This window comes from Streptomyces sp. NPDC018019 (assembly GCF_044327805.1).
In the GTDB taxonomy this organism is placed as follows: Bacteria; Actinomycetota; Actinomycetes; order Streptomycetales; family Streptomycetaceae; genus Streptomyces.
Genome location: NZ_JBIRGD010000001.1, coordinates 300,621 through 325,593, shown reverse-complemented (window position 1 = coordinate 325,593; position 24,973 = coordinate 300,621). Strand labels below are relative to the sequence as shown.

At 72.9% G+C, this 24,973-nt stretch carries 22 protein-coding genes; 7 read left to right on the top strand and 15 right to left on the bottom strand.

Features of this window, described 5'->3' with window-relative positions:
• Window positions 1–221: 221 nt before the first annotated feature.
• Window positions 222–1,046, bottom strand: coding sequence for a TIGR03619 family F420-dependent LLM class oxidoreductase (locus ACH4FX_RS01575; RefSeq protein ID WP_398474165.1), 825 nt, complete (start codon window positions 1,044–1,046; stop codon window positions 222–224).
• Window positions 1,047–1,274: 228 nt separating this feature from the next.
• Here ACH4FX_RS01575 and ACH4FX_RS01570 point away from each other — a divergent pair, with 228 nt between their 5' ends.
• Window positions 1,275–2,846 carry a CehA/McbA family metallohydrolase gene (locus ACH4FX_RS01570; protein WP_398474164.1) on the top strand — a complete coding sequence of 524 codons (1,572 nt, stop codon included), beginning with the start codon at window positions 1,275–1,277 and terminating at the stop codon, window positions 2,844–2,846.
• Window positions 2,847–2,876: 30 nt separating this feature from the next.
• On the opposite strand, the gene ACH4FX_RS01565 is transcribed toward ACH4FX_RS01570, so the two are convergent.
• Entirely contained in the window at window positions 2,877–3,239 is a 363-nt protein-coding gene (locus tag ACH4FX_RS01565; protein ID WP_398474163.1) for a hypothetical protein, read from the bottom strand.
• Between the two features lie 153 nt (window positions 3,240–3,392).
• Between ACH4FX_RS01565 and ACH4FX_RS01560 the strand changes: the two genes are divergently transcribed.
• Both ACH4FX_RS01560 and ACH4FX_RS01555 read left to right on the top strand, forming a co-directional pair.
• Window positions 3,393–4,739, top strand: a complete 1,347-nt coding sequence (locus ACH4FX_RS01560; RefSeq protein WP_398474162.1) for a hypothetical protein — start codon at window positions 3,393–3,395, stop codon at window positions 4,737–4,739.
• 109 nt (window positions 4,740–4,848) lie between these two features.
• Window positions 4,849–5,871, top strand: a complete 1,023-nt coding sequence (locus tag ACH4FX_RS01555) for an NAD(P)/FAD-dependent oxidoreductase (RefSeq protein WP_398474161.1) — start codon at window positions 4,849–4,851, stop codon at window positions 5,869–5,871.
• A gap of 60 nt (window positions 5,872–5,931) precedes the next feature.
• Here ACH4FX_RS01555 and ACH4FX_RS01550 read toward each other — a convergent pair whose 3' ends face one another.
• The 12 genes from ACH4FX_RS01550 to ACH4FX_RS01495 all read right to left on the bottom strand — a co-directional run bounded on the left by ACH4FX_RS01550 (window position 5,932) and on the right by ACH4FX_RS01495 (window position 18,247).
• A complete protein-coding gene (locus ACH4FX_RS01550) occupies window positions 5,932–6,789 on the bottom strand; it encodes a class I SAM-dependent methyltransferase (protein WP_398474160.1) in 858 nt (285 codons plus the stop codon).
• 20 nt (window positions 6,790–6,809) lie between these two features.
• Entirely contained in the window at window positions 6,810–7,154 is a 345-nt protein-coding gene (locus tag ACH4FX_RS01545) for a VOC family protein (RefSeq protein ID WP_398474159.1), read from the bottom strand.
• A complete protein-coding gene (locus ACH4FX_RS01540) occupies window positions 7,144–7,335 on the bottom strand; it encodes a ribbon-helix-helix protein, CopG family (protein ID WP_398474158.1) in 192 nt (63 codons plus the stop codon). Before ACH4FX_RS01540 ends, ACH4FX_RS01545 begins: the two co-directional genes overlap by 11 nt.
• A gap of 42 nt (window positions 7,336–7,377) precedes the next feature.
• Window positions 7,378–8,955, bottom strand: coding sequence for an APC family permease (locus ACH4FX_RS01535; protein ID WP_398474157.1), 1,578 nt, complete (start codon window positions 8,953–8,955; stop codon window positions 7,378–7,380).
• Between the two features lie 248 nt (window positions 8,956–9,203).
• Window positions 9,204–10,694: an aldehyde dehydrogenase family protein gene (locus ACH4FX_RS01530; protein WP_398474156.1), complete on the bottom strand. Its 1,491-nt coding sequence runs from the start codon at window positions 10,692–10,694 to the stop codon at window positions 9,204–9,206.
• Entirely contained in the window at window positions 10,691–12,421 is a 1,731-nt protein-coding gene (locus ACH4FX_RS01525; RefSeq protein WP_398474155.1) for an amidohydrolase family protein, read from the bottom strand. Before ACH4FX_RS01525 ends, ACH4FX_RS01530 begins: the two co-directional genes overlap by 4 nt.
• A gap of 49 nt (window positions 12,422–12,470) precedes the next feature.
• Window positions 12,471–13,595, bottom strand: a complete 1,125-nt coding sequence (locus ACH4FX_RS01520; RefSeq protein ID WP_398474154.1) for an LLM class flavin-dependent oxidoreductase — start codon at window positions 13,593–13,595, stop codon at window positions 12,471–12,473.
• A gap of 126 nt (window positions 13,596–13,721) precedes the next feature.
• The gene (locus tag ACH4FX_RS01515) at window positions 13,722–14,507 is read right to left on the bottom strand and encodes an SDR family NAD(P)-dependent oxidoreductase (RefSeq protein ID WP_398474153.1); all 786 of its coding nucleotides are present in this window, start codon (window positions 14,505–14,507) and stop codon (window positions 13,722–13,724) included.
• 34 nt (window positions 14,508–14,541) lie between these two features.
• A complete protein-coding gene (locus tag ACH4FX_RS01510; protein WP_398474596.1) occupies window positions 14,542–15,453 on the bottom strand; it encodes a TIGR03619 family F420-dependent LLM class oxidoreductase in 912 nt (303 codons plus the stop codon).
• A gap of 215 nt (window positions 15,454–15,668) precedes the next feature.
• Complete coding sequence (locus ACH4FX_RS01505) at window positions 15,669–16,052, bottom strand: thiol-disulfide oxidoreductase DCC family protein (RefSeq protein ID WP_398474152.1); 384 nt, start codon at window positions 16,050–16,052, stop codon at window positions 15,669–15,671.
• Window positions 16,053–16,124: 72 nt separating this feature from the next.
• Window positions 16,125–16,928: an alpha/beta fold hydrolase gene (locus tag ACH4FX_RS01500; protein ID WP_398474151.1), complete on the bottom strand. Its 804-nt coding sequence runs from the start codon at window positions 16,926–16,928 to the stop codon at window positions 16,125–16,127.
• A gap of 95 nt (window positions 16,929–17,023) precedes the next feature.
• On the bottom strand, window positions 17,024–18,247 hold the full coding sequence (locus ACH4FX_RS01495) for an amidohydrolase family protein (protein ID WP_398474150.1): 1,224 nt from the start codon (window positions 18,245–18,247) through the stop codon (window positions 17,024–17,026).
• Window positions 18,248–18,601: 354 nt separating this feature from the next.
• On the opposite strand from ACH4FX_RS01495, the gene ACH4FX_RS01490 reads away from it, so the two are divergent.
• The 3 genes from ACH4FX_RS01490 to ACH4FX_RS01480 all read left to right on the top strand — a co-directional run bounded on the left by ACH4FX_RS01490 (window position 18,602) and on the right by ACH4FX_RS01480 (window position 22,701).
• Entirely contained in the window at window positions 18,602–21,544 is a 2,943-nt protein-coding gene (locus ACH4FX_RS01490; RefSeq protein ID WP_398474149.1) for a BTAD domain-containing putative transcriptional regulator, read from the top strand.
• Between the two features lie 210 nt (window positions 21,545–21,754).
• Window positions 21,755–22,126, top strand: coding sequence for a laminin G (locus tag ACH4FX_RS01485; RefSeq protein ID WP_398474148.1), 372 nt, complete (start codon window positions 21,755–21,757; stop codon window positions 22,124–22,126).
• 332 nt (window positions 22,127–22,458) lie between these two features.
• Window positions 22,459–22,701 (top strand): hypothetical protein, encoded by a 243-nt coding sequence (locus ACH4FX_RS01480; RefSeq protein WP_398474147.1) that lies wholly within the window; start codon window positions 22,459–22,461, stop codon window positions 22,699–22,701.
• 80 nt (window positions 22,702–22,781) lie between these two features.
• Here ACH4FX_RS01480 and ACH4FX_RS01475 read toward each other — a convergent pair whose 3' ends face one another.
• A complete protein-coding gene (locus ACH4FX_RS01475) occupies window positions 22,782–23,213 on the bottom strand; it encodes a pyridoxamine 5'-phosphate oxidase family protein (protein ID WP_398474146.1) in 432 nt (143 codons plus the stop codon).
• 141 nt (window positions 23,214–23,354) lie between these two features.
• Between ACH4FX_RS01475 and ACH4FX_RS01470 the strand changes: the two genes are divergently transcribed.
• Window positions 23,355–24,953, top strand: a complete 1,599-nt coding sequence (locus ACH4FX_RS01470) for a class I adenylate-forming enzyme family protein (RefSeq protein ID WP_398474145.1) — start codon at window positions 23,355–23,357, stop codon at window positions 24,951–24,953.
• The last annotated feature ends 20 nt before the right edge of the window (window positions 24,954–24,973 follow it).

The window sequence follows — 24,973 nt, the reverse complement described above, 5'->3', positions numbered from 1 at the left end:
GAGCATACGAGCGACCACCGACAGCGCCGCCGACCGGACGGCCTCCGAGGGTGTGCCACTGATCACGCCAGACGGAGGTTCCCTCCGGAGGTGCGGTGGGCAGACTGGGCGGGCGGAGTGTGACGGCGGGCGGAAGCCGGGCCCCCTGCCCCCTGCGCGGACGCGTCCAGCGCCCCCGCTGCTCACTGACACTGAGCGAACTCGTCCAGCACCCCCACTGCTCACAGATACTGCGCGAACTCGTCCAGCGCCCGCAGCACCTCCGCCTCCCCGGCGGACGGCAGCCCCACCACGACCTCCTCCACCCCCAGGTCCCGCAGCCGCGCCAGCTTGCCGGCCGACGGCCGCACCGCGTACGGCACCACGGCCGGCTCGCCCTCCCGGCCCGCCGCCGCCCACGCCCGCCGCAGGGCCGGCAGCGACTCCGCCAGGCCCGCGCCGCCGATCGGCAGCCAGCCGTCCGCGAACTCCGCGACGCTCGCGAAGAGCCGGGGCCCGGCCGCGCCGCCGAGCAGCGTGCGCGGCGCGCCCTTGACCGGCTTCGGGTGCGCCAGGCTCGCCCGTACGGAGGCGAACCGGCCTTCGTACGCGGTCGGCTCGTCCGCCCACAGGGCGCGCATCACCCGCATCCGGTCCCGCACCAGCGCTCGCCGCGTCGGCCACGCGACCCCGTGGTCGGCCGCCTCCTCCACGTTCCAGCCGTAGCCGACACCGAGCGTGAAGCGCCCGCCGGAGAGGAAGTCGAGCGTGGCGACCTGCTTGGCCAGCGCGATCGGGTCGTGCTGGGCGACGAGGGTGATGCCGGTGGCGAGCGTCAGCCGTTCGGTGACGGCGGCGGCCTGGCCCAGCGCCACGAACGGGTCGAGGGTGCGCCCGTACTCCCGGGGCAGCGGCTCGCCCATGGGGGCGGGCGTGTCGCGGCTGGCCGGGATGTGCGTGTGCTCGGGGAGGTAGAGCCCGGCGAAACCGCGCCGCTCCAGTTCCCGGGCCAGCCGGTCCGGCCGGATCGTCTCGTCGGTCAGGAAGATGGTGGTCGAGATCCGCATGCTGGGCGTACCTCCGCGTTCGGCAGTGTTCCCTTCCTACCGCCGGGGACGGACAGCGTCCATGAGGCGCCGGTTCCGGGTGCGCACATCACGCCGGAGGGTGCGCCACACGAGAGCGTCTCCGCCCCGCCCCCTTCCCTTGTCCGCCCGTTCACGCCTCAATACGAGAGTTCCACCACGCGGTTTCTCCACGCCGGTCTTCCACGCCGACCCCGGGAGCGGTGACCCATGTGCGACGACGACAGAACCAGTGGCCCGCTCGGGCGCCGCGCGCTGCTGGTGACGGGAGCCGCCGCGGCGCTTACGTTGAACGGTGTGAGCTTCGCGGCGGCCGACGACGGCGGGACGGCGCGGGACGGTGGGGGCCCCGGCGGCGGACGCCGTGACGGCCTCCGCGAGGACACCCGCAAGGTCACCGGCCGGCTGCCCCCCGGCGCGCCCGACTACGTCTACCTCCCCGTCGAAGTCCCCGACGGCGTACGCGAGATCGCCGTCGCCTACACCTACGACCGTCCCGCGACCCCGCCCGGCACCGCGGGCAACGCCTGCGACATCGGCATCTTCGACGAACGCGGTACGGATCTGGGCGGACGCGGCTTCCGCGGCTGGTCGGGAGGCGCGCGTACGGAGTTCTTCCTCCGCGCCGACGACGCCACGCCCGGCTATCTCCCGGGCCCCATCAACGCGGGCACCTGGCACATCGCCCTCGGCCCCTACACCGTCGCCCCGCAGGGCCTCACCTATGAAGTGACCATCACCCTCCGCCACGGCACCCCGGGCACCCCTCGCACCCCCGCCTACCCGCCCCAACGTGCCAAGGGCCGCGGCCGTTCCTGGTACCGGGGCGACAGCCACCTCCACTCCGTCTACTCCGACGGCAAGCGCACTCCGGCCCAGATCGCCGCCCTGGCCCGTGCCGCCGGCCTGGACTTCATCACCACCACCGAGCACAACACCACTGCCTCGCACCCGGCCTGGGAGGGCCTGTGGGGCGACGACCTGCTCATCCTCACGGGTGAGGAGGTCACCACCCGCAACGGGCACGTGGTCGCGATGGGCACCGACCCGGGAGTCTTCATCGACTGGCGCTACCGCGCCCGCGACGGCGCCTTCGGCCGCTTCGCCCGCCGTATCCGCCACGCGGGCGGCCTGGTCGTCCCGGCCCACCCGCACGCCACCTGCATCGGCTGCAACTGGAAGTTCGGCTACGACGAGGCGGACGCGGTCGAGGTCTGGAACGGCCCGTTCACCCTGGACGACGAGGTGGCCATCGCCGAGTGGGACAACGCTCTCCTGGTGCACACCCGCGGCCGAGGCCCCTTCCTCCCCGCCGTCGGCCACAGCGACGCCCACCGCGACCCGGACGTGATCGGCCTCCCGCAGACCGTCGTCCTGGCCGACGAGCTGTCCCGCGACGCGATCCACGACGGCATCCGCGCGGGCCGCGTCTGGATCGCCGAATCCGCCGCCCTCGACCTCGCCTTCACCGCCACCGGCCCCAAGGGCGAACACGCCACCATCGGCGGTCGCCTCGCCGTACCCGACTCCGCCCCGGTCACCGTCCGCCTCGACGTCACCGGCGCGCCCCCCGGCAGCACCGTCCGCCTCCTCACCGACCAGGGCCAGCGCTTCACCGCCCCCCTCCCCACCTCCGCCAAGACCACCACCACCTGGCCCACCACCCCCGCCAACGCCACCTACGCACGCGCCGAAGTCCGCCACCCGGCCCCCGCCTCCGGCCCCCTGGGCCCCATGGCGGCCATGACCAATCCGATCTTCTTGGGGCGGGGGTGGGACTGATCCGGAAGCGGGCCCCGTGCCGCCGCTGACCTACTCGGCCTCCTCCGGAATCCGGTCCGGGAAGTACCCCAGGAGGTGATCGGCGACATGGGCGACGTAGCCGAGGTACGTCAGGCTGCTCCCCGTATGCGTCCAGGTGAGGGCCGTCCGGGCACGTGCGACCGTGTCACAGCCCCGGCCCCGTTCCAGCGACGTGCACGGCAGCCGCCGCACATACGCCTCGACCAGCGGAATCAGCGCCGACAGGATCACGCGTGCCTCGCCCATCAGGTGCTCCGTGTCCTCGTCGGCCGAACAGACCTTGATCCGCTCCTTGATCGCGCTCACGGTGCGCCGTGCCGCCGCGAAGTCGACACCCGACGGCTCCGGTTCCCTGTGTCCCTGCGTATCCATTCCCTCACCGCTGCTCTCTCGTTACCCGAGTGCCGAGCCGCCTCGGTCGCGGTGGCTCGTCCGTCCACAGAGGTAACCCTCAGTGGCAGCCGCGCGAGTACCGTGGAAGACGGGCGTGAAGATGAAAGCCATGAATGCTGGCGGGAGTTGACCATGGCGAGCGATCGGCGCACACCGAACACCAGCCTCACCCGCCTGCTGCGGCAGGCCGCGTGGACCGAGCAGCAGTTCGCCAACGCGGTGAACCGCGCCGGAGCGGAAGCGGGGCTCACGCTCCGCTACGGGCAGTCGGCGGTGGCCCACTGGCTCTCCGGCACCATGCCGAAGTCGCAGGTCCGGCCCGTCATCCTGGAATCTCTGGCCAGGCGCCTCGGGCGTCCGGTCACCCACCTGGAAGCCGGTTTCCCCACTCCGCCGGGCGGCACCCGCCCGGCCCACGGGTCGGCCGTCGAAGAACTCCTCGACATGAGCCGGGACGACATGGACCCATCCCGCCGCGGCCTCCTCCAAGCCGGTCTCTACTCGGCCGCCCTGGCCGTACCGCTCTTCTCGGACCTCGCGGGGCGGGCCGAAGCGGCGGCGCGGCCCGGCCGGACCGGTCGTGTCGGCTCCGCCCAGGTCGAAACGGTCCGTACGGTGACCGACCGGGTGGCGGACATCCTCGACGAGTTCGGGGGCGGGCACGCACGGCCGATGGCGGCTGCCTTCCTCGTGAACTCGGTCGGGCCGTGGCTGACGGCCCCCGCCACGGAGCGGGTGCACCGGGACCTGCTCGCCGCCGCCGCTGACCTGACGTACCTCACCGGGTGGATGGCGATGTACGAACGCGCCCATGGCCTCGGGCAGCGCTACTACGTGAAGGCCCTGCACCTGGCGGGCGAGGCCGACGACCACCTCACGTACTGCCGCACACTGCGCGGCATGTCCCTCCAGGCGTCCAGCCTCGGCTACGGCGGGAAGGCCCTGGATCTGGCCGACTCGGCAGCGGCCGCCGCGCCTTCGGCCGGGCCGCGCCTGGTGGCCTTCCTCCGCGGCCAGCAGGCCCACGCCGCCTCGATGACCGGGGACCGGCACACGGCGGTCACCCGGCTGCGGGAGGCGGAGACCGCGCTGTCGAAAGCGGACTCCCGGCGCGAGTCGATCGGCGGTTACGACCGGTCGGCGTACCTCTTCCATGTCTCGCACGTGCTGTACGAGTCCAAGGACCTGCCCGGCTCGATCAAAGCCTTGCTCAGCTCCCTGAAGGCCCAGCCCCGCCAGGAACGCCAGGGCCGCGTCCACTCCCACGCCCTGCTCGCGCAGCGCCAGTTCGAACTGGGCCACCTCGACGCCGCCTGCGCGACGTGGCACCGCTTCCTCGACGACTACACCGAAATCTCCTCCACCCGCGCCGACACCCACTTCGCCACCCTCCGCAGCCACCTCCGCCCGCACCACCGCACCGGGGCGGCACGCGAGCTGAGCGAACGGGTCCGGGACGTGGCGGCGATGAAGTCCTGAGCGGCAGGAGTACGGGCCGATCCAGCCGGGGATTGCCATAACGGCAACATTGCTTGCCAGAGTGCCCCCGTCCAGCGCACTGTCTCCTCCACACTGAGGAGGTAGTCACATGGCTGTGGAAGAGATCCGGAGCGCCCAGACCGCCCCCAATCACGACGAACCCCACTACGACGTCGTAGTGATCGGCGGCGGAGCCGCCGGGCTGGCCGGGGCTCTGGTGTTGGGGCGGGCTCGGCGGGAGGTGCTGGTGGTGGATGCCGGGCGGCCCCGGAATGCGCCGGCGGTGGCCTCGCACAGTTATCTGACGCGGGACGGGGTGCCGCCTGCCGAGTTGCTGGCCGCGGGGCGGGCGGAGGTGGCCGGGTACGGGGGCGAGGTCGTGGCGGACGAGGCGGTGGCCGCCGAACCGGTGGGGGAGGGATGGTTCCGCGTCACGCTCGGCAGCGGGAAGACCGTGGCGGCGCGGCGACTGCTCGTGGCGAGCGGGCTGGTCGACGAGCTCCCCGGCGTTCCCGGGCTTGCCGAGCGGTGGGGGCGGGACGTGCTGCACTGCCCCTACTGCCACGGCTATGAGGTGCGCGACCAGGCGATCGGGGTGCTGTCCACCGGGCCGATGGCCGTACGGCAGGCGCTGCTGTGGCGGCAGTGGAGCGATGACGTACGGCTTTTCCTGCACACGGGGCCCGAGCCCACCGACGAGCAGTACGAACAGCTTGCCGCGCGTGGCGTCGCCGTGGTGGACGGCGAGGTGAGCGGGCTGGAGACCGCCGGACGGGCGGGCGCCGGGGACGACCGGATGTCGGGCGTGCGGCTGGCCGACGGGTCGGTGGTGCCGTGCCAGGCCCTGGTCGTCGCGCCGCGCTTCGACGTACGGTCCAAGGTGATCGAGAGCCTGGGGCTGGTGGTGGCCGAGCAGGCCACGGAGGGCGGAGCCGTGCTGGGGAATTACGTGGCCGCCGCGCCCGGAGGCGCGACACGCGTCCCCGGTGTGTGGGTGGCGGGCAACGTCGCCGACCCGATGGCCAAGGTCAGCGGCGCCGCCGCGATGGGCGTCCACGCGGCGGCGGAGATCAACTTCGATCTGGTCGAGGAGGAGACCCGGCGGGCGGTGCGGGAACGGCAGGCGGCGTAGCGGACTCCCACCCGCCGGTCCCCCGCCGGTCCCCCGCCGAGCCCCCGCCGCGCGCCCCGGTCAGACGGTGACCACCAGGAAGTCCTCGCCGCTGGACGGGCGGAGGCCGTCGGTGCGGCCGGTGAAGTAGCGCTCGGCGAGTGCCGTGCCGGGTACGTGCCGCGCGTTCTTCAGGCCGGCTTCGTGCGCCAGCGCCAGCATGTCCTGCGGGGCGTAGAAGCTGAGGAACGGCGTGCCGGACCGATGGGCGCCTTCCTGGCTGGTCCGCAGGCCGGGCCGGTCGGCTTCGGCGACGAGGTCGGCGGGCAGCAGAAAGGTCATGGCGAAGACCGACCCCGGCGCGAGCGCGGCGACCTGGCGCAGCGTGGCCGTGATCGCGTCCTCGGTGAGGTACATGCTGACGCCGGTGGAGACGACGACCGCCGGGCGGTGCGGTTCGAACCCGGCCGCGGTCAGCCGTTCCCACCACGACTCGCCCGCCTCGAAGTCGACCGGTACGAGGTGCAGCCACTCGGGGATGCCGTAGCCGAGTTCGAGGAGGCGGCGGCGCTTGAACGCCTGGGTGGCGGGCTGGTCGACCTCGAAGAGCCGCAGGCGGCCGGCGGTCTCGGGCCTGCGCTGGGCGAAGGTGTCCAGACCGGCCCCGAGGATGACGTACTGGGTGGCGCCCCGCTCGGCCTGCTGGACGACCAGGTCCTCGACGAACCGGGCGCGGGCCACCATCGCCGCCCGGAACGTCCTGGTGGCCGCGGGGTCCATGTCCGGGCGGCGCGGCCAGTCGGGGCCGGGGTCCGCCAGCCGGAGGCCCACCTCGTCCTCCAGGACGTGGGGCGCCGCATCGACCCGTACGTGCATGGCCCGCCACAGCGCGCAGCGCACCGCGGTGTTGTCGGGGGCCTCGGCAGTCCCGTGCGTCATGGTGCCGCCTCCTCGGCCGCTCAGCCCTTGCCGGGAGCCTGGAGGCTCCACAGCCGGCCGTCGGGGTCGCGGACGGTCGCCATCCTGGTGCCGAAGTGGGTGTCCTCGAACGGGGTGACCACCTCGACGTCCGGGCCGGGGCGGAACGCGTCCTCGTCCGGCACCTTCAGCACGGCCCGCGCCTCGGGCTTCCGGTCCTCGGGCACCTCCGCGATGAAGACGTACGGGCCGTCGCCGTTGCGGAGTTGCCCGGAGTCGTGGCCGGTCGAGAACTCCAGTTCGTACCCCAGGGACTGGAAGAACCTCGCCGCCTTTCCCCAGTTGTGCGTCTCCAGGAAGACGGCCTCGATACCTTCAGTCGCCATTTCGCTGCTCCTTTCCGGCCGCATCGCGGTCCTGCTCGGCGGACTCGTCCAGGTAGGCGCGCAGTGCGTCCGCCACCAGCGCCGACAAGGACCGGCCCGAGTCGAGGGCGCGGTACTTGACCTGCTTGATCAGCGAGACCGGCAGATAGACGTTGAACTGCTTGACTTCCTCATCACCCACGAGTGGAGGCTAGCATGCTAGCAAGCTAGGAAGCGAGGGGTTCTACTCCTCCACCACCATCGCCGGGGTGGACCGCGTCAGCACCTCGCCCCGGAAGAACCTCGGGCTGCGCCGCCGCATCACCAGCATCAGGACGAACCCGAGCAGCAGCAGCCCGACGCCGATGACGAAGACCGAGCCGACCCCGAAGACGGAGCTGCCGGAGCCGTAGGCGGGGTTCCACATGTCGGTGAGGGTCTTGCCGAAGACGGCGGACAGGAGCAGGCCGCCGAGGGCGGGGAAGACGCCCTTGAAGAGCATGTTCCGGGCCGAGTCGCGCAGTTCGCGGCGGAAGTACCAGGCGCAGGCGAAGGCCGTGATCGCGTAGTAGAAGCAGATCATGAGGCCGAGGGCGTAGATGGTGTCGACGAGGACGTGCTGCGACAGGAACGTCATCCCGGCGTAGAAGACGCCGGTGGCGATGCCCGCCGCGACGGTGGCCCGGCCCGGCGAGCGGAAGCGCGGGTGGACACGGGCGAAGGACGGCGGCAGGGCCTCGTACGCGCTCATCGCCAGGACCGTGCGCGCCACCGGGATGAAGGTGGTCTGGAGGCTGGCGGCGGCCGAGGCGAGGACCGCGACGAACAGGAGTACGCCGAGGGCCGGGCCCATCACCGGGCCGGCGAGGGCCGCGAAGACGTTGTCGGCGGTGTCCGGGTTGCCCAGGCCGGGCCCCTTGGTGCCGACGCCCGAGTACATCTGGGCGGCGACGGCGGTCACCAGGTACGAGCCGATCAGGACGACCATGGCCAGGAGCGCCGCGCGGCCGGGGGTCTTCGCGCTGCCCGCGGTCTCCTCGTTGACGGTCAGACAGGCGTCCCAGCCCCAGAACATGAAGATCGAGAGGGACAGGCCCGCGGTGAAGGCCGAGAAGGACGGGACGGCGAAGGGGTTCAGCCAGCTCATCGAGAAGTGGAGGGAGCCGGCGAAGCCGCCGTCGCCCGCCTTGGCGAAGGCCATGGCCACGAAGACGGCCAGCACGGCCAGTTGGAGGCCGACCAGGGCGTACTGGACGCCTTTGGTGGCGGTCATGCCGCGGTAGCTGACGGCGGTGGCGAGGGCGATGAAGGCCAGGCACGTCAGGACGTGGGCGGCCTTGTTGCCGTCCAGGGCGGCGATGGCGTCGCTGCCGGTCAGTTCACCGAGCAGGAGCCAGAAGAAGGAGGTGGCGACGCCCGCCAGGTTGGAGAGCACGATGATCGTGGCGATCACCAGGCCCCAGCCGCACATCCAGCCGATACGGGGACCGAACGCCTTGACCGACCAGGTGAAGGAGGTGCCGCAGTCGGGCACGGCCCTGTTCAGCTCGCGGTAGGCGAAGGCGACCAGCAGCATCGGCAGGAAGCCCGCGAGGAAGACGGCCGGCATCTGGAGGCCGACTTCGCCGACGGTGGGGCCGAGCGTCGAGGTCAGGCAGTAGACGGGGGCGACGGTCGAGACGCCGATGACGGCGCTGCCGAGCAGGCCGACGGAGTTGCCGCTCAGCCCCTTGCCGCGGGCCTCGCCGGTGCCGCCACCGGCCGCGCCGCCGGCCCTCGTTACCGTGTCTCCGGCCTGGGGCCGGGGGTCTGCCTGAACCATGAACAGGACGTTAAGTGCTGCTGTTTCCGCATCCCGGGGCCGAAGATCCACCCTCGAAGGACGGGGAAACCTTCGCTTCTGCGGGCGCTGCCCGGCCGTTGATCGAGGTTTTCAAGGGGAGCCGCGCGTTACGGGCGGTAACTTGAAGGCCGGACCGTCGAGTTCCGGACTGCGGGAACCGCAGCGCTGCCCGTTTTGCCCCGGTTCAAAATTTTCCCGTCCGGTCTCGTCCCCGCCTCCCGCCGGCCTCACCCCGGCCACACCACCGCCTGCGTCTCGCTGTACGCGTGCAGCGCGTACGAGCCGACGTCGCGCCCCACCCCGCTCCGCTTGAAGCCGCCGAACGGCGCCTCCATGTTGCGGCCGACCGTGTTGACGCCGACGCCGCCCGCGCGCAGCCGCCCCGCCACCCGGAACGCCCGCGCCACGTCCCCGGACCACACGTAGTCCAGCAGGCCGTAGTCGCTGTCGTCGGCGAGCGCGACGGCCTCCTCCTCGTCGCCGAAGGGGAGGACGACGACCACCGGGCCGAAGATCTCCTCCCGGACGATCCGCATGGCGGGGGTGCACTCGGTGAAGAGCGTGGGGGCCACGTAGAAGCCGCGGGGCAGGGACGGGCGGTCGCCGCCGGTGACCAGCCGGGCGCCTTCCTTGCGGCCCAGTTCGACGTACGACTCGACGCGGTCGCGGTGGGCGGCGGAGATCACCGGGCCGACGACCGTGTCCGCCGCGGCCGGGTCACCGACCGTCAGCCGGTCCGCGTACGCGGCCAGCCGTTCCACCAGCCGGTCGTGGATGCCGCGCTGGGCGAGCACGCGCGTCGGCGCCGTACAGATCTGCCCGCTGTAGAAGGAGTACGTGGTGCCGATGCCCGCGACGGCCGCGTCCAGGTCGGCGTCGTCGAAGACCAGCGCGGCGCCCTTCCCGCCCAGCTCCAGGAGCCGGCGTTTCATGCCGCGCCCGCACACCTCGGCGATGCGCTGTCCGACGGCCGTGGAGCCGGTGAAGCTCACCATGTCCACGTCCGGCGCGTCCACCGCGGCCTCGCCGACCGCCGGGTCCGCGCCGGTCACCAGGTTCACCACGCCCGGCGGCGCCCCGGCCTCGTCCAGGGCCTCCTGGAGGGCCTCGGCCAGGCGGTGGACGGACAGCGGGTCCTGCGGGGCGGGTTTGACCACGACCGTGTTGCCCATGGCCAGCGCGGGCGCGATCTTGCCCGCCGGATTGGCCCACGGGTTGTTGTACGAGGTGATGCAGGTGACCACGCCGACGGGGCGGCGCACCGCGAGCGCGCCGAGGACGGTCGCCCTCCCGAACGGGCCCGCCTCGTTGACCTGGGGCGGGAGAGGCGTCTCCACGGGCTCCAGCGCGCCGCGCGCGTACCGCTTCAGGCGGGCGACGGCGACGCCGACCTGCATCGCGCGGGCCGTGCCGGTCGTCGCCCCGGTCTCCGCCCGCGCGAGCCTGGTGTACGGGCCGATGTGGCGCGCCAGGATCTCGGCGGCCCGGTCCAGCACGCGCGCACGGGTCCCGGGCACCGTGCGCGACCACGGCTCGAACGCCTCGCGCGCCGCGCGGGCCGCCGCGTGCACCTGGTCGCGGCTCGCCTCCGCCGCCAGTCCGACGGTCTCCTCGGTGGCCGGGTCGATGACCTCGTAGTGCCCGTGGTCGGGTGCGGTCCACTCGCCGCCGATCAGCAGCCGCTCGGGCCGGGGCGCGGGCAGTCCCTCCGTGCTCACCGCGTCCGCACCGTTCCGGTGTCCCGGCCCGACCGCAGCACCGTTCCCGGCACCGCCCCGGTGACCGTGCCGTCCCGGACCGTCTCGACGCCGTTGACCCGTACGCTCACGATCCCGGCCGCCCGCGAGTCCAGCCGCGGGCTGTCCCCCGGCAGGTCGTGCACCAGCGTGGCCGGACCGGCGTCGATCCGTTCCGGGTCGAAGAGCACCAGGTCGGCGTGGTGGCCCACCGCGATCCGGCCGCGGTCGCGCAGCCCGAACAGCCGGGCCGGGTCGTCGGTCAGCATCCGTACGGCCGCCTCCAGCCCCACCAGCTTCCGGCCGCGCAGGCAGTCGCCGAGGAAGCGCGTCGTGTACGGGGCGCCGCACATCCGGTCCAGGTGGGCGCCCGCGTCGGAGCCGCCCAGCAGAACGTCCTCGTGCTGCCAGGTGCGCTGCCGCAAGGCCCAGCTCTCCGGGTCGTTGTCGGTCGGCATCGGCCACAGGACGGTGCGCAGCTCGTCCTCGGCGCAGATCTCCACCAGGCAGTGGAAGGGGTCCAGCCCGCGTTCGGCGGCGATGTCGCCGACCACCCGGCCGCTCAGTCCGGCGTTGGCGGCGGAGTACGTGTCGCCGATGACGTACCGGGCGAAGTCCGCCAGCCGCCGGAAGACGCCCGCCTCCTCACTGGCCGCGTGCCGCAGCATCTCCTCCCGTACGGCCGGGTCGCGCAGCCGGGCGATGCGCTCCGGTACGGGCAGGGCGAGGATGTCGCCCCAGCCGGGGATGAGGTTGAGGGCGCAGAAGGTGCGCAGCGACATGTTCATCGGGGTGAGGATCGGCATGGTCAGGGCGACGATCCGGCCGCCCGCCCTACGCGCCCGTTCGCTCGCCTCCAGCTGCCGGGGCACCCGTTCCGGTACGGCGCTGTCGATGGTCAGCACGTTCCAGTTCAGCGGGCGCCCGGCGGCGGCCGTCATCCCGACGAGCAGGTCGATCTCCTCGTCCGCGAACCGGTCGAGGCACCCGGCGACGATCGCCTCCAGCTGGGTGCCCTCGTGGTCGGCGACCGCACGGGACAGGGCGAGGAGTTCGGCGGGGCGGGCGTGCCGGGAGGCGACCGGCTCGCCGTCGCCGTCGGCGTGGGTCGAGGACTGGGTGGTGGACAGGCCCCAGGCGCCCGCGTCCATGGCCTCGTGGAGGAGTCGGAGCATGGTGTCCAACTGGGCATCCGTGGGCTGACCGCCGATGGCGTCCGGGCCCATGACGTGGCGGCGCAGCGCGCAGTGGCCGACCATGAAGCCCGCGTTGACGGCGGTCCGGCCGTCCAGCGCGTCCAGGTACTCGCCGAAGCCGGACCAGTTCCAGGGCGCGCCCTGCTCCAGCGCCGCCAGCGACATGCCCTCGACCCGGCTCAGCATGCGGCGGGTGTAGTCGGCGTCGCCGGGCCGGTCCGGGTTGAGGGGGGCGAGGGTGAAGCCGCAGTTGCCGCCCGCGACGGTGGTGACGCCGTGGTGCATGGACGGGGTGGCGTACGGGTCCCAGAAGAGCTGGGCGTCGTAGTGGGTGTGCGGATCGACGAAGCCGGGGGCGAGGACGAGGCCGTGGGCGTCCTCGGCCGTCCGGGCGGGTTCGGTGATCCGGCCGACCGCGGCGATCCGGCCCTGGTGGACGGCGAGGTCGGCCTGGTACGCGGGGGCGCCGGTGCCGTCGACGATCGTGGCGCCCTTGATCAGGTGGTCGAGCATCCGGGTCCCTTTCGCTCGGGCACGGGCTCCTCGGGCGGTGGCGGGCCGGTCAGGCGGCGGCCTGCCGGAAGCGGGCGGTGCGGTGGACCGGGTCGGTGTCGATCTTCGGGATGACGTGCTCGCCGATCAGCCGGATGGTGGTGAGGGTGTCCTCGGGCGAGACGCCGATCGGCAGGCCGAAGGAGAGCTGGTCGGCACCGGCCTGCTCCCAGCGCTTGCACTGCCGGAAGACCTCGTCCGGGTCGCCGCAGATCATCAGTTCCTCGGCGATCAGCAGCTCGATGATCTCCTCGGTGTACTCGGGCAGCAGCTCGGGCCACTCGGGGATGCCCTCGGGGCGCGGGAAGGTGTCGTGGTAGCGGAACAGCAGCGACTGGAGGTAGTTGAGCCCCCCGCCGACCGCGATCTCGACCGCCTTCTGGTGGGTCTCGGCGCAGATCGCGGTGGAGGTGACCATCACGTTGTCGTTGACGTACGCGCCGACCGGCTCGGCCTGCGCCACGGCCGTCTTGTACGACTCGACGACCCACTCCATGTCGGCGACCTTCTGCACGCTGAAGCCCAGCACGCCCAGCCCCTTCTTCCCCGCCATGGCGTACGAGGACGGTGAGCCGGCCGCGTACCACATCGGCGGGTGGGCGGGCCCGTACGGCTTCGGCAGCACCTTGCGCGGCGGCAGCTGCCAGTGCTTCCCCCGGAAGCCCTGGTACTCGTCCTGGAGCCACATCCTGGGGAACTCGGCGATGGTCTCCTCCCACAGCTCCTTGGTGTGGTTCATGTCGGTGACGCCCGGCATGAATCCCAGGATCTCGTGGCTGCCCGCGCCGCGTCCGGTGCCGAACTCGAAGCGGCCCCCGGAGAGGTGGTCGAGCATGGCCGCCTTCTCGGCGACCTTGACCGGGTGGTTGACCGGCGCGAGCGGGTTGAAGATGCCGGATCCGAGGTGGATGCGCTCGGTGGCGTGGGCGAGGTAGCCCAGGTAGACGTCGTTGGCCGACAGGTGGGAGTACTCCTCCAGGAAGTGGTGCTCGGAGGCCCAGGCGTACTTGAACCCGGACCGGTCGGCCTGGATGACGTATTCGGTCTCCTCCAGCAGTGCGTGGTGCTCCGCCTCGGGGTCCGCCTTCGCCCGTGCGGCGGGTACGTATCCCTGTACGAACAGCCCGAATTCCATCGGAGGTTCACCGTCCCTCGTCCGCCGTGCGCAGTGAACTGACGGGGCGTCAGTTACGGGCCGACTCTGGCACCGGGCGGACGGAGCGTCAATACCTGACGAGTCGTCAGGTGAGACCGCCGGGCGTCAGTGGATGCCGGTGCCGGAGAGCCAGCCGCCGTCGATGACGAACGGCTGCCCGGTGATGTACGAGGAGTCCGCGCACGACAGGAAGAGCGCCAGCCGGGCCACCTCCTCCGGCCGCCCGATCCGCCCCAGCGGGACGAGCCTGCCGTAGAACGCCTCCAGGTCGGCGTCCGGGGCCGCCGGGCCGCCGTCCGCCGCCACCCGCTCCGGCCGGGTCATCGGGGTGTCGATGGCCCCAGGGCACACCGCGTTGACCCGGATGCCCCGGCCCGCCAGCTCCATCGCCGCCACCCGCGTCATCCCGACCACGGCGGCCTTCGACGCCGCGTACGCGGTCAGGTACGCCATGCCGGACAGCGCGGCGTAGGAGGCGGTGTTGACGATGGTGCCGCCGCCGGCCGCCGTCAGCTCCGGGACCACCGCCTTCATGCCGAGGAAGGCGCCGACCTGGTTGACCCGCACCACCTGCTGGAACTCTGCGAGCGGGGTGGCGGCCAGCTCGTTGTAGCGCAGGATGCCGGCGTTGTTCACCAGCCCGTCGACCGTGCCGAACGCCTCCCCGGCGGCCCGGACCGCCGCCGCCCAGTCCGCTTCCCGGCCCACGTCCAGGTGGACGTAGCGGGCGCGGTCGTCGCCGAGTTCCTCCGCCAGCGCCTTCCCCGGCCCGTCCAGTACGTCGCCGAGCAGCACCCGCGCGCCCTCGGCGGCGAACAGCCGCGCCTCCTGTTCCCCCTGGCCGCGCGCCGCGCCCGTGATGATGACGACCCGGCCGTCCAGCTTGCCCATGCCGTACCGGTCCCTTCGGGATTCACCGTGCGTCTCAGCTGTCGAGGTGCGGGGCCACTCCGGCGGCGAACGCCGCCATCTGGTCGAGGAGTTCGGTACGGCTCCGGCTGCGGAACCGGACCTGGATCTGCTGGACGCCCATCGCCCGGTACTCGCGCAGCGAGTCCGCCAGCCGTTCGGGCGGCCCGGTGAGGGTGCGCCGGCCGACCTGCCACGCGGGCTCGCCGACGTACAGCGGCTCGGTGATGGCGCCGGCCTCGGCCGGTGTACGGATGCCGGCCGCCTCGCGCAGCCGCCGCAGCTTCGCCAGCTGCCCCGGCAGCCGGTCCCGGCGGTCGCCCTGCGGCAGCCAGCCGTCGCCCCGGACGGCCGCCCGGCGCACGGCGGCGGGCGAGGAGCCGCCCACCCAGACGGGCGGGCGCGGCACCTGCGCGGGCCGCGGGCGCTGCCCCAGCCCCTCGAAGGCGACCCGCTCCCCCCGGTAGGAGGGGAACTCCTCCGGCCCGAGGGCCGCCTTCAGCGCGTCGATCGCCTCGTCCAGCAGGGCGCCGCGCCGCGCGAAGTCCACCCCGAGGGCGTCGAACTCCTCCCGTACGTGCCCGGCACCGACCCCGAGGATCAGCCGCCCGCCCGCGAGATGGTCCAGCGTCGCGTACTGCTTCGCGCTGATCAGCGGGTGTCTGAGGCCGACCAGGGCGATGTGGCTGAGCAGGCGGACGCGGGTGGTGACCGCCGCCAGGTGGGCGAGGGTGGCGACCGGGTCGTACCAGACCGTGCTCATGGCCGCGGCCAGCCGGCGCGGGACGCCGATGTGCTCGCAGCAGGCGAGGTACGCGAAGCCGTGGCGGTCGGCGGCCCGGGCGATCTCGACGAGGTCGGCGGGCCCGGCCCCGGCCTCCCAGGGCTCCGCGTACAGGGTGCTCTGCGACTGCACCGGGAGCTGCATGCCGTACGACAGCCGCCCCTCGGGCAGCACCCGCACACCGTCACCGGCGCCGGGGTCCCGTGTGCCGCGCTCCGTACCGCTGTCCACGCCACCGCTGTCCACGTCCGCGTCCACCCCCGCACGCCCGGTCGACGGCCCGTCCTCGACGGCTGTGGGTCATGGTGTGGGCTGACGGCCCATCAGGCAAGGGGTACGGGGCGGCGGGGACGCGGGCGTCAGGGCCGGAGGTGGGAGGGCAGCGAGCAGGCCGCGGTGCCGCCGGGCATCCGGTGCCGGTTGTCGGCCACCAGCCGGTAGACGACGTGCGCGAGCCGGCGCAGCGGCGGCAGGGTGAGCAGCGCGCCGGGGACGGCCCAGGCGCCCCGCGCGCTCATCAGCAGCTTGGCGACCGCCTGCGCCCCGCCGTACACCGTCCCGGCCGGGGTGATCCACAGGACCTCGTGCTCGGCCCGCTCCTGGGTGACGCCGAGCGCTTCGAGGTCGGCGAACTGCCACGCGGTGACGGTGCAGCGGGGGCGGATACGGCGCTCGGCGAACCGCACGGAGGTGGTGCAGAAGCCGCAGTCCCCGTCGTAGACGAGTACGGGTCGGTTGCTCATGCGTCCATCATGCCGGGGCGCCGGGAGCAGGCCGGCGGCGCCCCGGACCGGATGGCGGGCCGGGCTTCGGCCTCAGGCGGGTGCGCCGAGCCGTTCCCCCTCGTCCGCCGCCGCCCGCATCAGCAGGTCGGCCAGGTCGCCGGGGCAGGACAGCATGGGCCAGTGCCCGGTGTCGAGGTCGAAGAAGCCGTACCGGGGGTCGGCGAGCGCCGCGAAGTGCGGATCGCCGGACGCCACCAGGGCGCGCAGCGCCGCGGTGCTGGTGACGTTCTTGGTGCAGAAGATGCCGGTGGCGGGCAGGGCGGCGGTGGCGCCGGACAGCCGGATCGGCTGGGTGAGGGTGGCCAGGGGCTGCGGCGCGGCGAAGCGGGCCAGCCGCTCCCGGCCCTCCTCGGAGATGCCGTCCAGGCTGCCCCAGATGTCCGTCTCCTCGAACGCCGGGGGCGGCAGCCGCCAGCCGTCGCCGTGCTCCTGGGCGCGGCGCCGCAGCCGGTCCCGTACGGCCGGGTCGGGCAGCGCGTCCAGGACGGACACGCCGTCGGCGGGCAGGCCCGCGTCCACGTACACGAGGCGGGCCAGCCGGCCCGGCTCGCGGTCCGCGGCGCCCAGCACGGGGTAGCCGCCGTAGCAGTGGGCGACCAGCACCGTCTCCCCCGCCTCACCGGGCTCGCCCGCGCCGATGTGGTCCAGGACCTGCACCACGTCCTCGATGTGGGTGTTCAGGTCGGTGCCCGGTCCGGACAGGTGACGGCGGTCCCCCATGCCGGTGAGCGTCACCGGTTCCGCCCGGTGCCCCGCCGCGCGCAGGTGGTCCACCACCTCCCGCCAGATCCATCCTCCGGTGTAGCCGCCCGACACCAGCACGAACGTCGTCATGTGCGCCACCTCCTGGGCCCCGCCGGATGCGGACGGCACCCGGCGGGCGCGGTCCGCGCGGGCGGCCCGGTCCCGGCCGCCCGTTCCATGGTGGCTCAGGACGCCCCGGCCCACAGCCCGTCCGGCGTCAGTCCCAGGAGGTCGATGGCGTTGCCGCGGACGATCCGCTCGACCACCTCGGGCGCCAGGTGCCCCATCTGCGCCTCGCCGACCTCCCGCGACCGCGGCCAGGTGGAGTCCGAGTGCGGGTAGTCGGTCTCGTACAGCACGTTGGCGGCCCCGATCGCGTCCAGGTTGCGCAGGCCGAAGGCGTCGTCGAAGAAGCAGCCGTACACATGGCCGGCGAACAGCTCGGACGGCGGGCGCAGCACCTTGTCGGCGACGCCGCCCCAGCCGCGGTTCTCCTCCCAGACCACGTCGGCGCGCTCCAGGATGTACGGGATCCACCCGATCTGCCCCTCCGCGTACATGACCTTCAGGCCGGGGAAGCGGTCGAACGCGCCGCTCATCAGCCAGTCGACCATGGAGAAGCAGCAGTTGGCGAAGGTGATCGTGGAGCCGACGGCGGGCGGCGCGTCGGCGGAGGTGGACGGCATCCTGCTGGAGGAGCCGATGTGCATGGCGACGACCGTGCCGGTCTCGTCACAGGCCCGCAGGAAGGGGTCCCAGTGCCCGGTGTGCATACTGGGCAGCCCCAGATATGGCGGAATCTCGCTGAAGCAGACCGCCCGTACGCCCCGCTCCGCGTTCCGGCGCACCTCCGCGGCGGCCAGCTCCGGGTCCCACAACGGGACGAGCGTGAGCGGTATGAGACGTCCGCCCGCGGCCGGGCCGCACCACTCCTCGACCATCCAGTCGTTGTACGCGCGCACGCCCAGCAGGGCCAGTTCGCGGTCCCGGGCCTCCGTGAAGGTCTGGCCGCAAAAGCGCGGGAACGTGGGAAAACAGAGCGCGGACTGCACGTGGTTGACGTCCATGTCGGCCAGCCGGTCCGGCACGCTGAAGGAGCCCGGCCGCATCTGCTCGTAGGTGATGCCCTCCAGCCTGATGTCGTCCCGGGCGTACCCGACGGCCGTATCGAGGCGGGTCAGCGGGCGGTGCAGGTCCTCGTAGACCCACCAGTCGGCGAGCGGGCCCGGGTCGCCCGGACGGCCCATTTTCGGCGCGAACCGTCCGCCGGCGAAGGTCATCTCGCGCACCGGCGCCCGGACGATTCGCGGCCCGATGTCGTGATATTTCGAGGGGAGGCGGTCCCGCCAGACATCGGGGGGCTCCACCGTGTGGTCGTCCACCGAGATTATCTTCGGAAAACTCTCCATGTTTTTCACCGTAGCGCCGAACTGACGGGTCGTCAGTAATGCTGTGAAGCAAGGGAATGGATGCACATGGCACGGGTCGGTGCCCGGCGCCCGGGCCGGGCGGCCGTTCAGGCTGCTGAGCAGCGACGCTCGGTGCCGCACCGCCGCGCGGGCCGCGCACGGGCAGCTGCACGCGCATCCGCACGGGAATCCGCACCGGTTCCCGGCCCGGCATCCCACCCGCCGCACAGCCGAACACCAGCCCGAACACCGGGCGTGGAGAGAACGTGCCGAGACCGGACCCCTACTGACGTAAGGGGCTACGACAAGGCAGACTGGCCGATGCGAACGAAGTGCACAGGGCAGGGGGACACCATGGACGACGGTCCGGGGCAGGGCCAGGAGCGGCTCCGCTTCACCGTGCTCGGTCCCGTGCGGGCCTGGCGCGGCGCGACGCCACTGGCGGCCGGCTCCCCGCAGCAGCGCGCGCTGCTGGCCGCCCTTCTGCTGCGGGGCGGACGCACCGCCACCGCATCCGAACTCGTCGACGCCCTGTGGGGCGACGAACCGCCGCACGCCGCCCTCGCGGCGCTGCGCACCTACGCCTCACGCATCCGCAAGGCCCTCGGCGCCGACGCGGACACCCTGGTCAGCGAGTCCGGCGGCTATGCCATCCGCCCGGTGGACAACCAGCCGCTGGACCTGGACATGGACCACGCCGAGCAGTACGCGGCCGAGGCCGAGAAGGCCAGGGCGTCCGGCGACCGCTGCCGGGCCCGCGACCTCCTGGACTCGGCGCTGGCGCTGTGGGACGGCGAGCCGCTCGCCAACCTCGCCGGGCCGTACGCGGAGAACCAGCGCACCCGCCTGGTGGAGTGGCGCCTGTCCCTCATGGAGACGCGCCTGGAGCTGGATCTGGAGCTGGGCTGCCACGCCGAGGCCGTCTCGGAGCTGACCGCGCTGACCGCCGCGTACCCGCTGCGCGAGCGGCTGCGGGAACTCCTCATGCTGGCGCTGTACCGCAGCGGCCGGCAGGCCGAGGCACTCGCCGTATACGCCGATACGCGCCGTCTGCTCGCCGATGAGCTGGGGGTGGACCCCTGCGCGTCGCTGTCCGACCTCCAGCAGCGCATCCTGCGCGCGGACACCGAGCTGGACGCGCCCACCATGCCGCCCGAGGCCGGCGATCCGGCCGCGCCCGTCTTCGTCCGGCCACAGCAACTTCCGGCCACGGTCGCCGACTTCACCGGACGCGCCGCCTTCGTCACCGAACTGAGCGAGCAGCTCGCCACCGCCGAGGGCCGGGTGATGGCCGTCTCGGCGCTCACCGGCATCGGCGGCGTCGGCAAGACCACCCTGGCCGTCCACGTCGCGCACGCCGCCCATGAGCACTTCCCGGACGGCCAGCTGTACGTGGACCTCCAGGGCGCCGGGCACTCCCCGTCCGACCCGGAAGCGGTGCTGGGCGCGTTCCTGCGCGCGCTGGGCACACCGGACGCCTCCATCCCGAACGGTGTCGAGGAGCGCGCCGCCCTCTACCGCTCGGCCCTCGCCGGGCGCCGGGTGCTCGCCCTCCTCGACAACGCCCGCGACGCGGCCCAGGTCCGCCCCCTGCTGCCCGGTACGGACGGCTGCGCGGCGCTGATCACCAGCCGGGTCCGGATGATCGACCTGGCCGGCGCCCACCTGGTGGACCTGGACGTGATGAGCCCCGAGGAAGCGTTCACCCTCTTCACCCTGATCGTGGGCGAGGAGCGGGTGAACGCCGAGCGCGAGGCGTCCATGGACGTGGTCGGCGCCTGCGGCTTCCTGCCGCTGGCCATCCGCATCGCCGCGTCCCGGCTGGCGGCCCGCCGTACGTGGACCGTCTCCGTCCTCGCCCGCAAGCTGGCCGACGAGCGCCGCCGGCTGGACGAGCTGCGGGCCGGCGACCTCGCCGTGAACTCCACCTTCGAGCTGGGCTACAAGCAGCTGGAGCCCCGGCAGGCCCGGGCGTTCCGGCTGCTGGGACTGGCCGACGGGCCCGACATCTCGCTCGCCGCCGCGGCCGCGCTGTTCGACATGGACACCGACTCGGCCGAGGTACTGCTGGAATCGCTCGTGGACACCTCCCTCCTGGAGTCCGCGGCCCCCGGCCGCTACCGCTTCCACGACCTGGTGCGCCTGTACGCCCGCTCCTGCGCGGAGCGGGACGAGCAGCCTCCGGAGGAGCGCGAGGCCGCGCTGTCCCGGCTGCTGGACTTCTACCTGGCCACCGCCGCCCACATGTACGCGCTGGAGCGCCCCGGCGACCGGCTGGCCGACCACACGGAGACCCCGCACTACCCCGGCCTGGTCTTCACCGACCGCGCCGAGGCGCTGGGCTGGCTGTTCACCGAGACCCGGTGCCTGATCGCCTGCGCGCTGCAGAACACCGGCGAGAAGGCGCTGCGGCGCGCCGTCGACCTGCTGCTCCTCACCCGGGACATGGCCGAGTCCGGCGCCAACAACCGGCAGTACGAGCAGGCCAACCTCACTCTGCTGGCCGCCGCGCGCCAGGCGGGCGACCAGCACGCGGAGGCCCGCGTCCACTGGGCGCTCACCCCCATCTACACCCAGTCCGGACGGCTCAACGAGGCCGACGAGCACGCGAAGCTGGCGACGCTGCTGGGGCTGGCGACCAATGACTCCTTCACCTCCGCCAACGGCCCGAACGACCGCGGCATCATCGCCAGCATCCAGCACCGCCACGAGGAGGCGGAGGGCTACCTGAACCAGGCCCTGATCGCCTTCCGCGAGAACAACAACAAGCAGTCCGAGGCCAGCGCGCTGTGCAACCTCTCACGGCTGCACCTGGACACCGGGCGCGTCGAGAGCGCCATCCGGCTCGCCGAGCAGGGCACCGCCTGCTACCAGGAGGCCGGTGCCTCCCGCCGGCTCGGCAATGGCATGTACGCGCTCGGCATGGCCCTGACGCGGGCCAACAGACTCGACGAGGCCATCGCGCAGCTGACCGGGGCGCTCGCCATCTTCCGCGACAGCCGGCAGCGCTTCTGGGAGGGCATGACGTACCTCCGGCTGGCCGAGGTGGACCTGGCGGCCCGCCGCCCGGCCGGTGCGGCCAACTACGCCGAGCAGGCGCTTTCCGCGCTGCGGGGGATCGGCGGGGGCCGCTGGCGGGCCGACGCGCTGACGACGCTCGGCCACGCCCTGAACCAGATCGGCCACACCGGGCGGGCGAAGGTCTGCTGGCAGGAGGTCGCGTCCATCCACGAACAGATGGGCCTGCCCGTGGACGGTGAGGTACACAATCTCATCGCCCCTGTCGCGGTGGCGTAAAAGCCGCCCCGACCTCGGGTTTCAGGCGTTTATCGATCGTTCATCGCGAGGGGCCACTCTCTAATTACCGATCCGCCGCCTCGGGGGGCAAGCGGCTCGGTGACCAGGCCCCACCGTAAGGTGTCCGGCCCTGGTCCACCCGTCCGGCGACCCACGGGGGAGTTGCCGGGCGGGTGGGCCAACTGCGCCCACACAACGGAGTTGATCACCTTGAGCTCTCAGAATCAGGCTCGAAAGGACGACGACAAGGACATCGTCAAGCCGCTGGACAGCAACCGGCCGATCCAGCCCATGGACAGCAACCGGCCCATTCAGCCGGTGGACAGCAACCGGCCGATCCAGCCGGTGGACAGCAACCGGCCCATTCAGCCCATGGACAGCAACCGGCCCATCGTCCCGGTGGACAGCAACCGGCCGATCCAGCCCATGGACAGCAACCGTCCCATCGTCCCGGTGGACAGCAACCGTCCGATCATCGACGGTCCGCTGCTCACCGAGGACGGCACCCGGCCCACGCCGGGCAAGGACGGCAACGTGGTCGTGATGGGTGACAGCAACCGGCCCATCGCCGACCCGAAGTAGCGCGACGCCCCGTAGGGGCGGGCCACGGGGGAATCGACGGCCCGCCCTTACGGGGACACCACAGACCCACTGCGGGTCCGGCAATCCGGGGATCGGGGGATCCGGGGGGATTGCCGGACCCGGGGGTCGGGGGATCCGGGGGGATCCGGGGGATCGCGGGGGCCGGTTTCGATGGCATCGAGGGGGGAGCCATCGAAGCCGGTCCCCGCGGCATACCCGGGAACATGGGAATTCCCCCCGTTTTCACGGCTGTTTCCAGCCGGGGGGATCGAGCACACGCCTCACCAGCAACTAGCTTTTCGCACAAGCGATTTCCCCACAGAGGAGTTGGCATGAGCCGTATCCAGCGCACCGTCGTCACGCTCGCCTTCGCCGCCGCCGTCGCGGGCGCGGCCACGGTGCCCGCCATGGCCGGCAGTGCCGGTGCCCAGGACACCAACCGGCCGATAGCGGCCGAGCGCTCCGTGGCCCCGGACACCAACCGGCCCGCTCCCGGCGACAACGCGGTGGCCCCCGACACCAACCGTCCGGACACCGCCGGCAACGTCGTGCTCCTGGACACCAACCGCCCGTAGTGCCCGGCCGGTCCGGGCCGGACGGCGTACGCAGGGGGCCGGACGACCGGGTGCGGCCCCCCGCGGCATCGCGCGAGCGGCTATCCGACCCGGCCCATGTCCGCCGACAGCCAGCGCCGCGGCCGCATCCGGATGGTCACCGCGGGCCCGAACGCCGGCTGCACGTCCTTGAGGTACGCGGCCGCCGCCTCCGGAGCGAGGTAGCGCTCGACCATCGCGCGCACCTCCTCGTCCGTCGTCGGTTCGGCCGAGACCACCTCGCCCTCCACCGACACATAGCGGACCGTCGGCTCGACCCGGTCCACCATCAGCGAGAACCGGCCCGCCGCCGCGATCAGCCGGGCCTTGCGCGAGTCCCGCTCGGTCGTGATCCACAGGTCGCCGCCCGGCTCGTACGCGTACCAGATGGGCACGGTGAGCGGGGCGCGGTCCGCCTCGTCCGACGCCACCGAGAGCGCCCCGATGTGCGGTTCGGCCAGAAATCTCTCGCGTTCTTCCGTGGTCAGCGGCATGACGTCTCCTCGTGTGCACGAACCGGTGCGGACACCCGTACCCAACGCCCCGGCCGCCACGGATGTTCCGCCGCGCACAGCAACTGACCCCTCGTCATATCGTCTGCTAGTCTCGCGCCCCCGCACCCTAGGAGGCGCGACGTGTTCGAATCCGATCGTGTGCGCTCGCTCTGGGAACTGATGGAATACCGGGCCGGGATGTCCCGGCGGGCACCGATGTTCTTCGACGAGACCACCAGGGGCTCCGGCCGGTCCGTCACCTTCGGACAGGTGCGGGACCGGGCCCTGCGGCTGGCGGCCGGGTTCCGGGGGCTGGGGATCGGCGCCGGGACGCGTGTGCTGTGGCAGCTGCCCACCTGGCCCCTGACGGTCGCGGTCTCGCTCGCGCTGGCCCGCCTCGGCGCCGTGCAGATACCGGTACTGCACCTGCACCGGGAGCGCGAGGTCGGCTTCGCGCTGCGGCAGTCGGCGGCGGAGTACGCGATCGTGCCGGGCGAGTGGCGCGGCCACGACTACGCGGGCACGGTGCGGAAGGCGGCGGACGGCGGCGTACGGGTGCTCTCCGTCGCGGACGGGCTGCCGGAGGCGTCGCCCGCGGGCGTCCTGCCGGATTACGTACGGCCGGACCCCACCTCCCCGACCTGGATCTACTACACCTCCGGCACCACGGCCGAGCCCAAGGGCGTGCGGCACACCGACGGCTCGCTCATCGCGGGCGGCATCGGACTGGCCACCGCACTGGGCGTGACGGCCGCGGACATCGGCTCGATCGCGTTCCCGTACGCGCACATCGCAGGCCCGGACTACCTCATCGCGATGCTGCTCAGCGGCTTCCCGGCGGTGGTGCTGGACGTGTTCGACCCCGCGGCGGCGAGCGCCGCGTACCGGCGGCACGGGGTGACGATGGCCGGCGGGAGCACGGCCTTCTACCAGGCGTTCCTCGACGAGGCGCGGCGCCGCCGGATGGCCGCCGGGCCAGCGGCGGCGGCCCGGCTCATCCCCTCCCTGCGGCTGCTGTCCGGCGGCGGTGCGCCGCTGCCACCGGACCTGTACTTCGCGGCGGGCCGTGAGCTGGGGTGTGCGGTGGTGCACGGGTACGGGATGACGGAGTGCCCGATGATCGCGATGGGCACGCCGTACGACAGCGACGACCAGCTGGCGCACACCGTGGGGAAGCCGGTGGCCGGGGCGCGCGTACGGATCGTGCGGGCGGACGGAACCGAGGCGGGGACCGGCGAGGCCGGCGAGGTCACGGTGCACGGCCCGATGGTCTGCCGCGGCTACACCGATCCGGCTCTGACGGCCGGGGCGTTCGACGCGGACGGGTACTTCCGCACCGGGGACGTGGGCCTGCTGCGCGCGGACGGGCATCTCGTCCTGACCGGGCGGCTCAAGGACATCATCATCAGGAAGGGCGAGAACATCTCCGCCCAGGAGGTCGAGGACCTGGTCCGCGAGCACCCCGCGGTGGACGAGGCCGCCGTGATCGGCCTGCCGGACCGTGAACGCGGCGAACGGGTCTGCGCGGTGGTGACCCTCGCCGGTACGGCGGCCGGGCCGCTGACGCTCGAAGCACTGACCGCCCATCTGCGCCGGTCCGGCCTGATGCCGCAGAAACTGCCGGAACAGCTGGAGATCCTGCCCGAACTGCCGCGGGGCGGACCTCTGGACAAGGTGCTCAAGGCGGTGTTGCGGGAGCGGTACGGGGGCGGGTCCGACGCGTGCGGAACGGTGGGATGAGGGCCGGAGCCGGGCCGGCC

Bases quoted from the DNA above. Each gene is read 5' to 3' on its own strand.
- ACH4FX_RS01575 (WP_398474165.1), bottom strand. From the start codon at position 1,046: ATGCGGATCTCGACCACCATCTTCCTGACCGACGAGACGATCCGGCCG.
- ACH4FX_RS01570 (WP_398474164.1), top strand. From the start codon at position 1,275: ATGTGCGACGACGACAGAACCAGTGGCCCGCTCGGGCGCCGCGCGCTG.
- ACH4FX_RS01565 (WP_398474163.1), bottom strand. From the start codon at position 3,239: ATGGATACGCAGGGACACAGGGAACCGGAGCCGTCGGGTGTCGACTTC.
- ACH4FX_RS01560 (WP_398474162.1), top strand. From the start codon at position 3,393: ATGGCGAGCGATCGGCGCACACCGAACACCAGCCTCACCCGCCTGCTG.
- ACH4FX_RS01555 (WP_398474161.1), top strand. From the start codon at position 4,849: ATGGCTGTGGAAGAGATCCGGAGCGCCCAGACCGCCCCCAATCACGAC.
- ACH4FX_RS01550 (WP_398474160.1), bottom strand. From the start codon at position 6,789: ATGACGCACGGGACTGCCGAGGCCCCCGACAACACCGCGGTGCGCTGC.
- ACH4FX_RS01545 (WP_398474159.1), bottom strand. From the start codon at position 7,154: ATGGCGACTGAAGGTATCGAGGCCGTCTTCCTGGAGACGCACAACTGG.
- ACH4FX_RS01535 (WP_398474157.1), bottom strand. From the start codon at position 8,955: ATGGTTCAGGCAGACCCCCGGCCCCAGGCCGGAGACACGGTAACGAGG.
- ACH4FX_RS01525 (WP_398474155.1), bottom strand. From the start codon at position 12,421: ATGCTCGACCACCTGATCAAGGGCGCCACGATCGTCGACGGCACCGGC.
- ACH4FX_RS01520 (WP_398474154.1), bottom strand. From the start codon at position 13,595: ATGGAATTCGGGCTGTTCGTACAGGGATACGTACCCGCCGCACGGGCG.
- ACH4FX_RS01515 (WP_398474153.1), bottom strand. From the start codon at position 14,507: ATGGGCAAGCTGGACGGCCGGGTCGTCATCATCACGGGCGCGGCGCGC.
- ACH4FX_RS01510 (WP_398474596.1), bottom strand. From the start codon at position 15,453: ATGCAGCTCCCGGTGCAGTCGCAGAGCACCCTGTACGCGGAGCCCTGG.
- ACH4FX_RS01505 (WP_398474152.1), bottom strand. From the start codon at position 16,052: ATGAGCAACCGACCCGTACTCGTCTACGACGGGGACTGCGGCTTCTGC.
- ACH4FX_RS01500 (WP_398474151.1), bottom strand. From the start codon at position 16,928: ATGACGACGTTCGTGCTGGTGTCGGGCGGCTACACCGGAGGATGGATC.
- ACH4FX_RS01495 (WP_398474150.1), bottom strand. From the start codon at position 18,247: ATGGAGAGTTTTCCGAAGATAATCTCGGTGGACGACCACACGGTGGAG.
- ACH4FX_RS01490 (WP_398474149.1), top strand. From the start codon at position 18,602: ATGGACGACGGTCCGGGGCAGGGCCAGGAGCGGCTCCGCTTCACCGTG.
- ACH4FX_RS01480 (WP_398474147.1), top strand. From the start codon at position 22,459: ATGAGCCGTATCCAGCGCACCGTCGTCACGCTCGCCTTCGCCGCCGCC.
- ACH4FX_RS01475 (WP_398474146.1), bottom strand. From the start codon at position 23,213: ATGCCGCTGACCACGGAAGAACGCGAGAGATTTCTGGCCGAACCGCAC.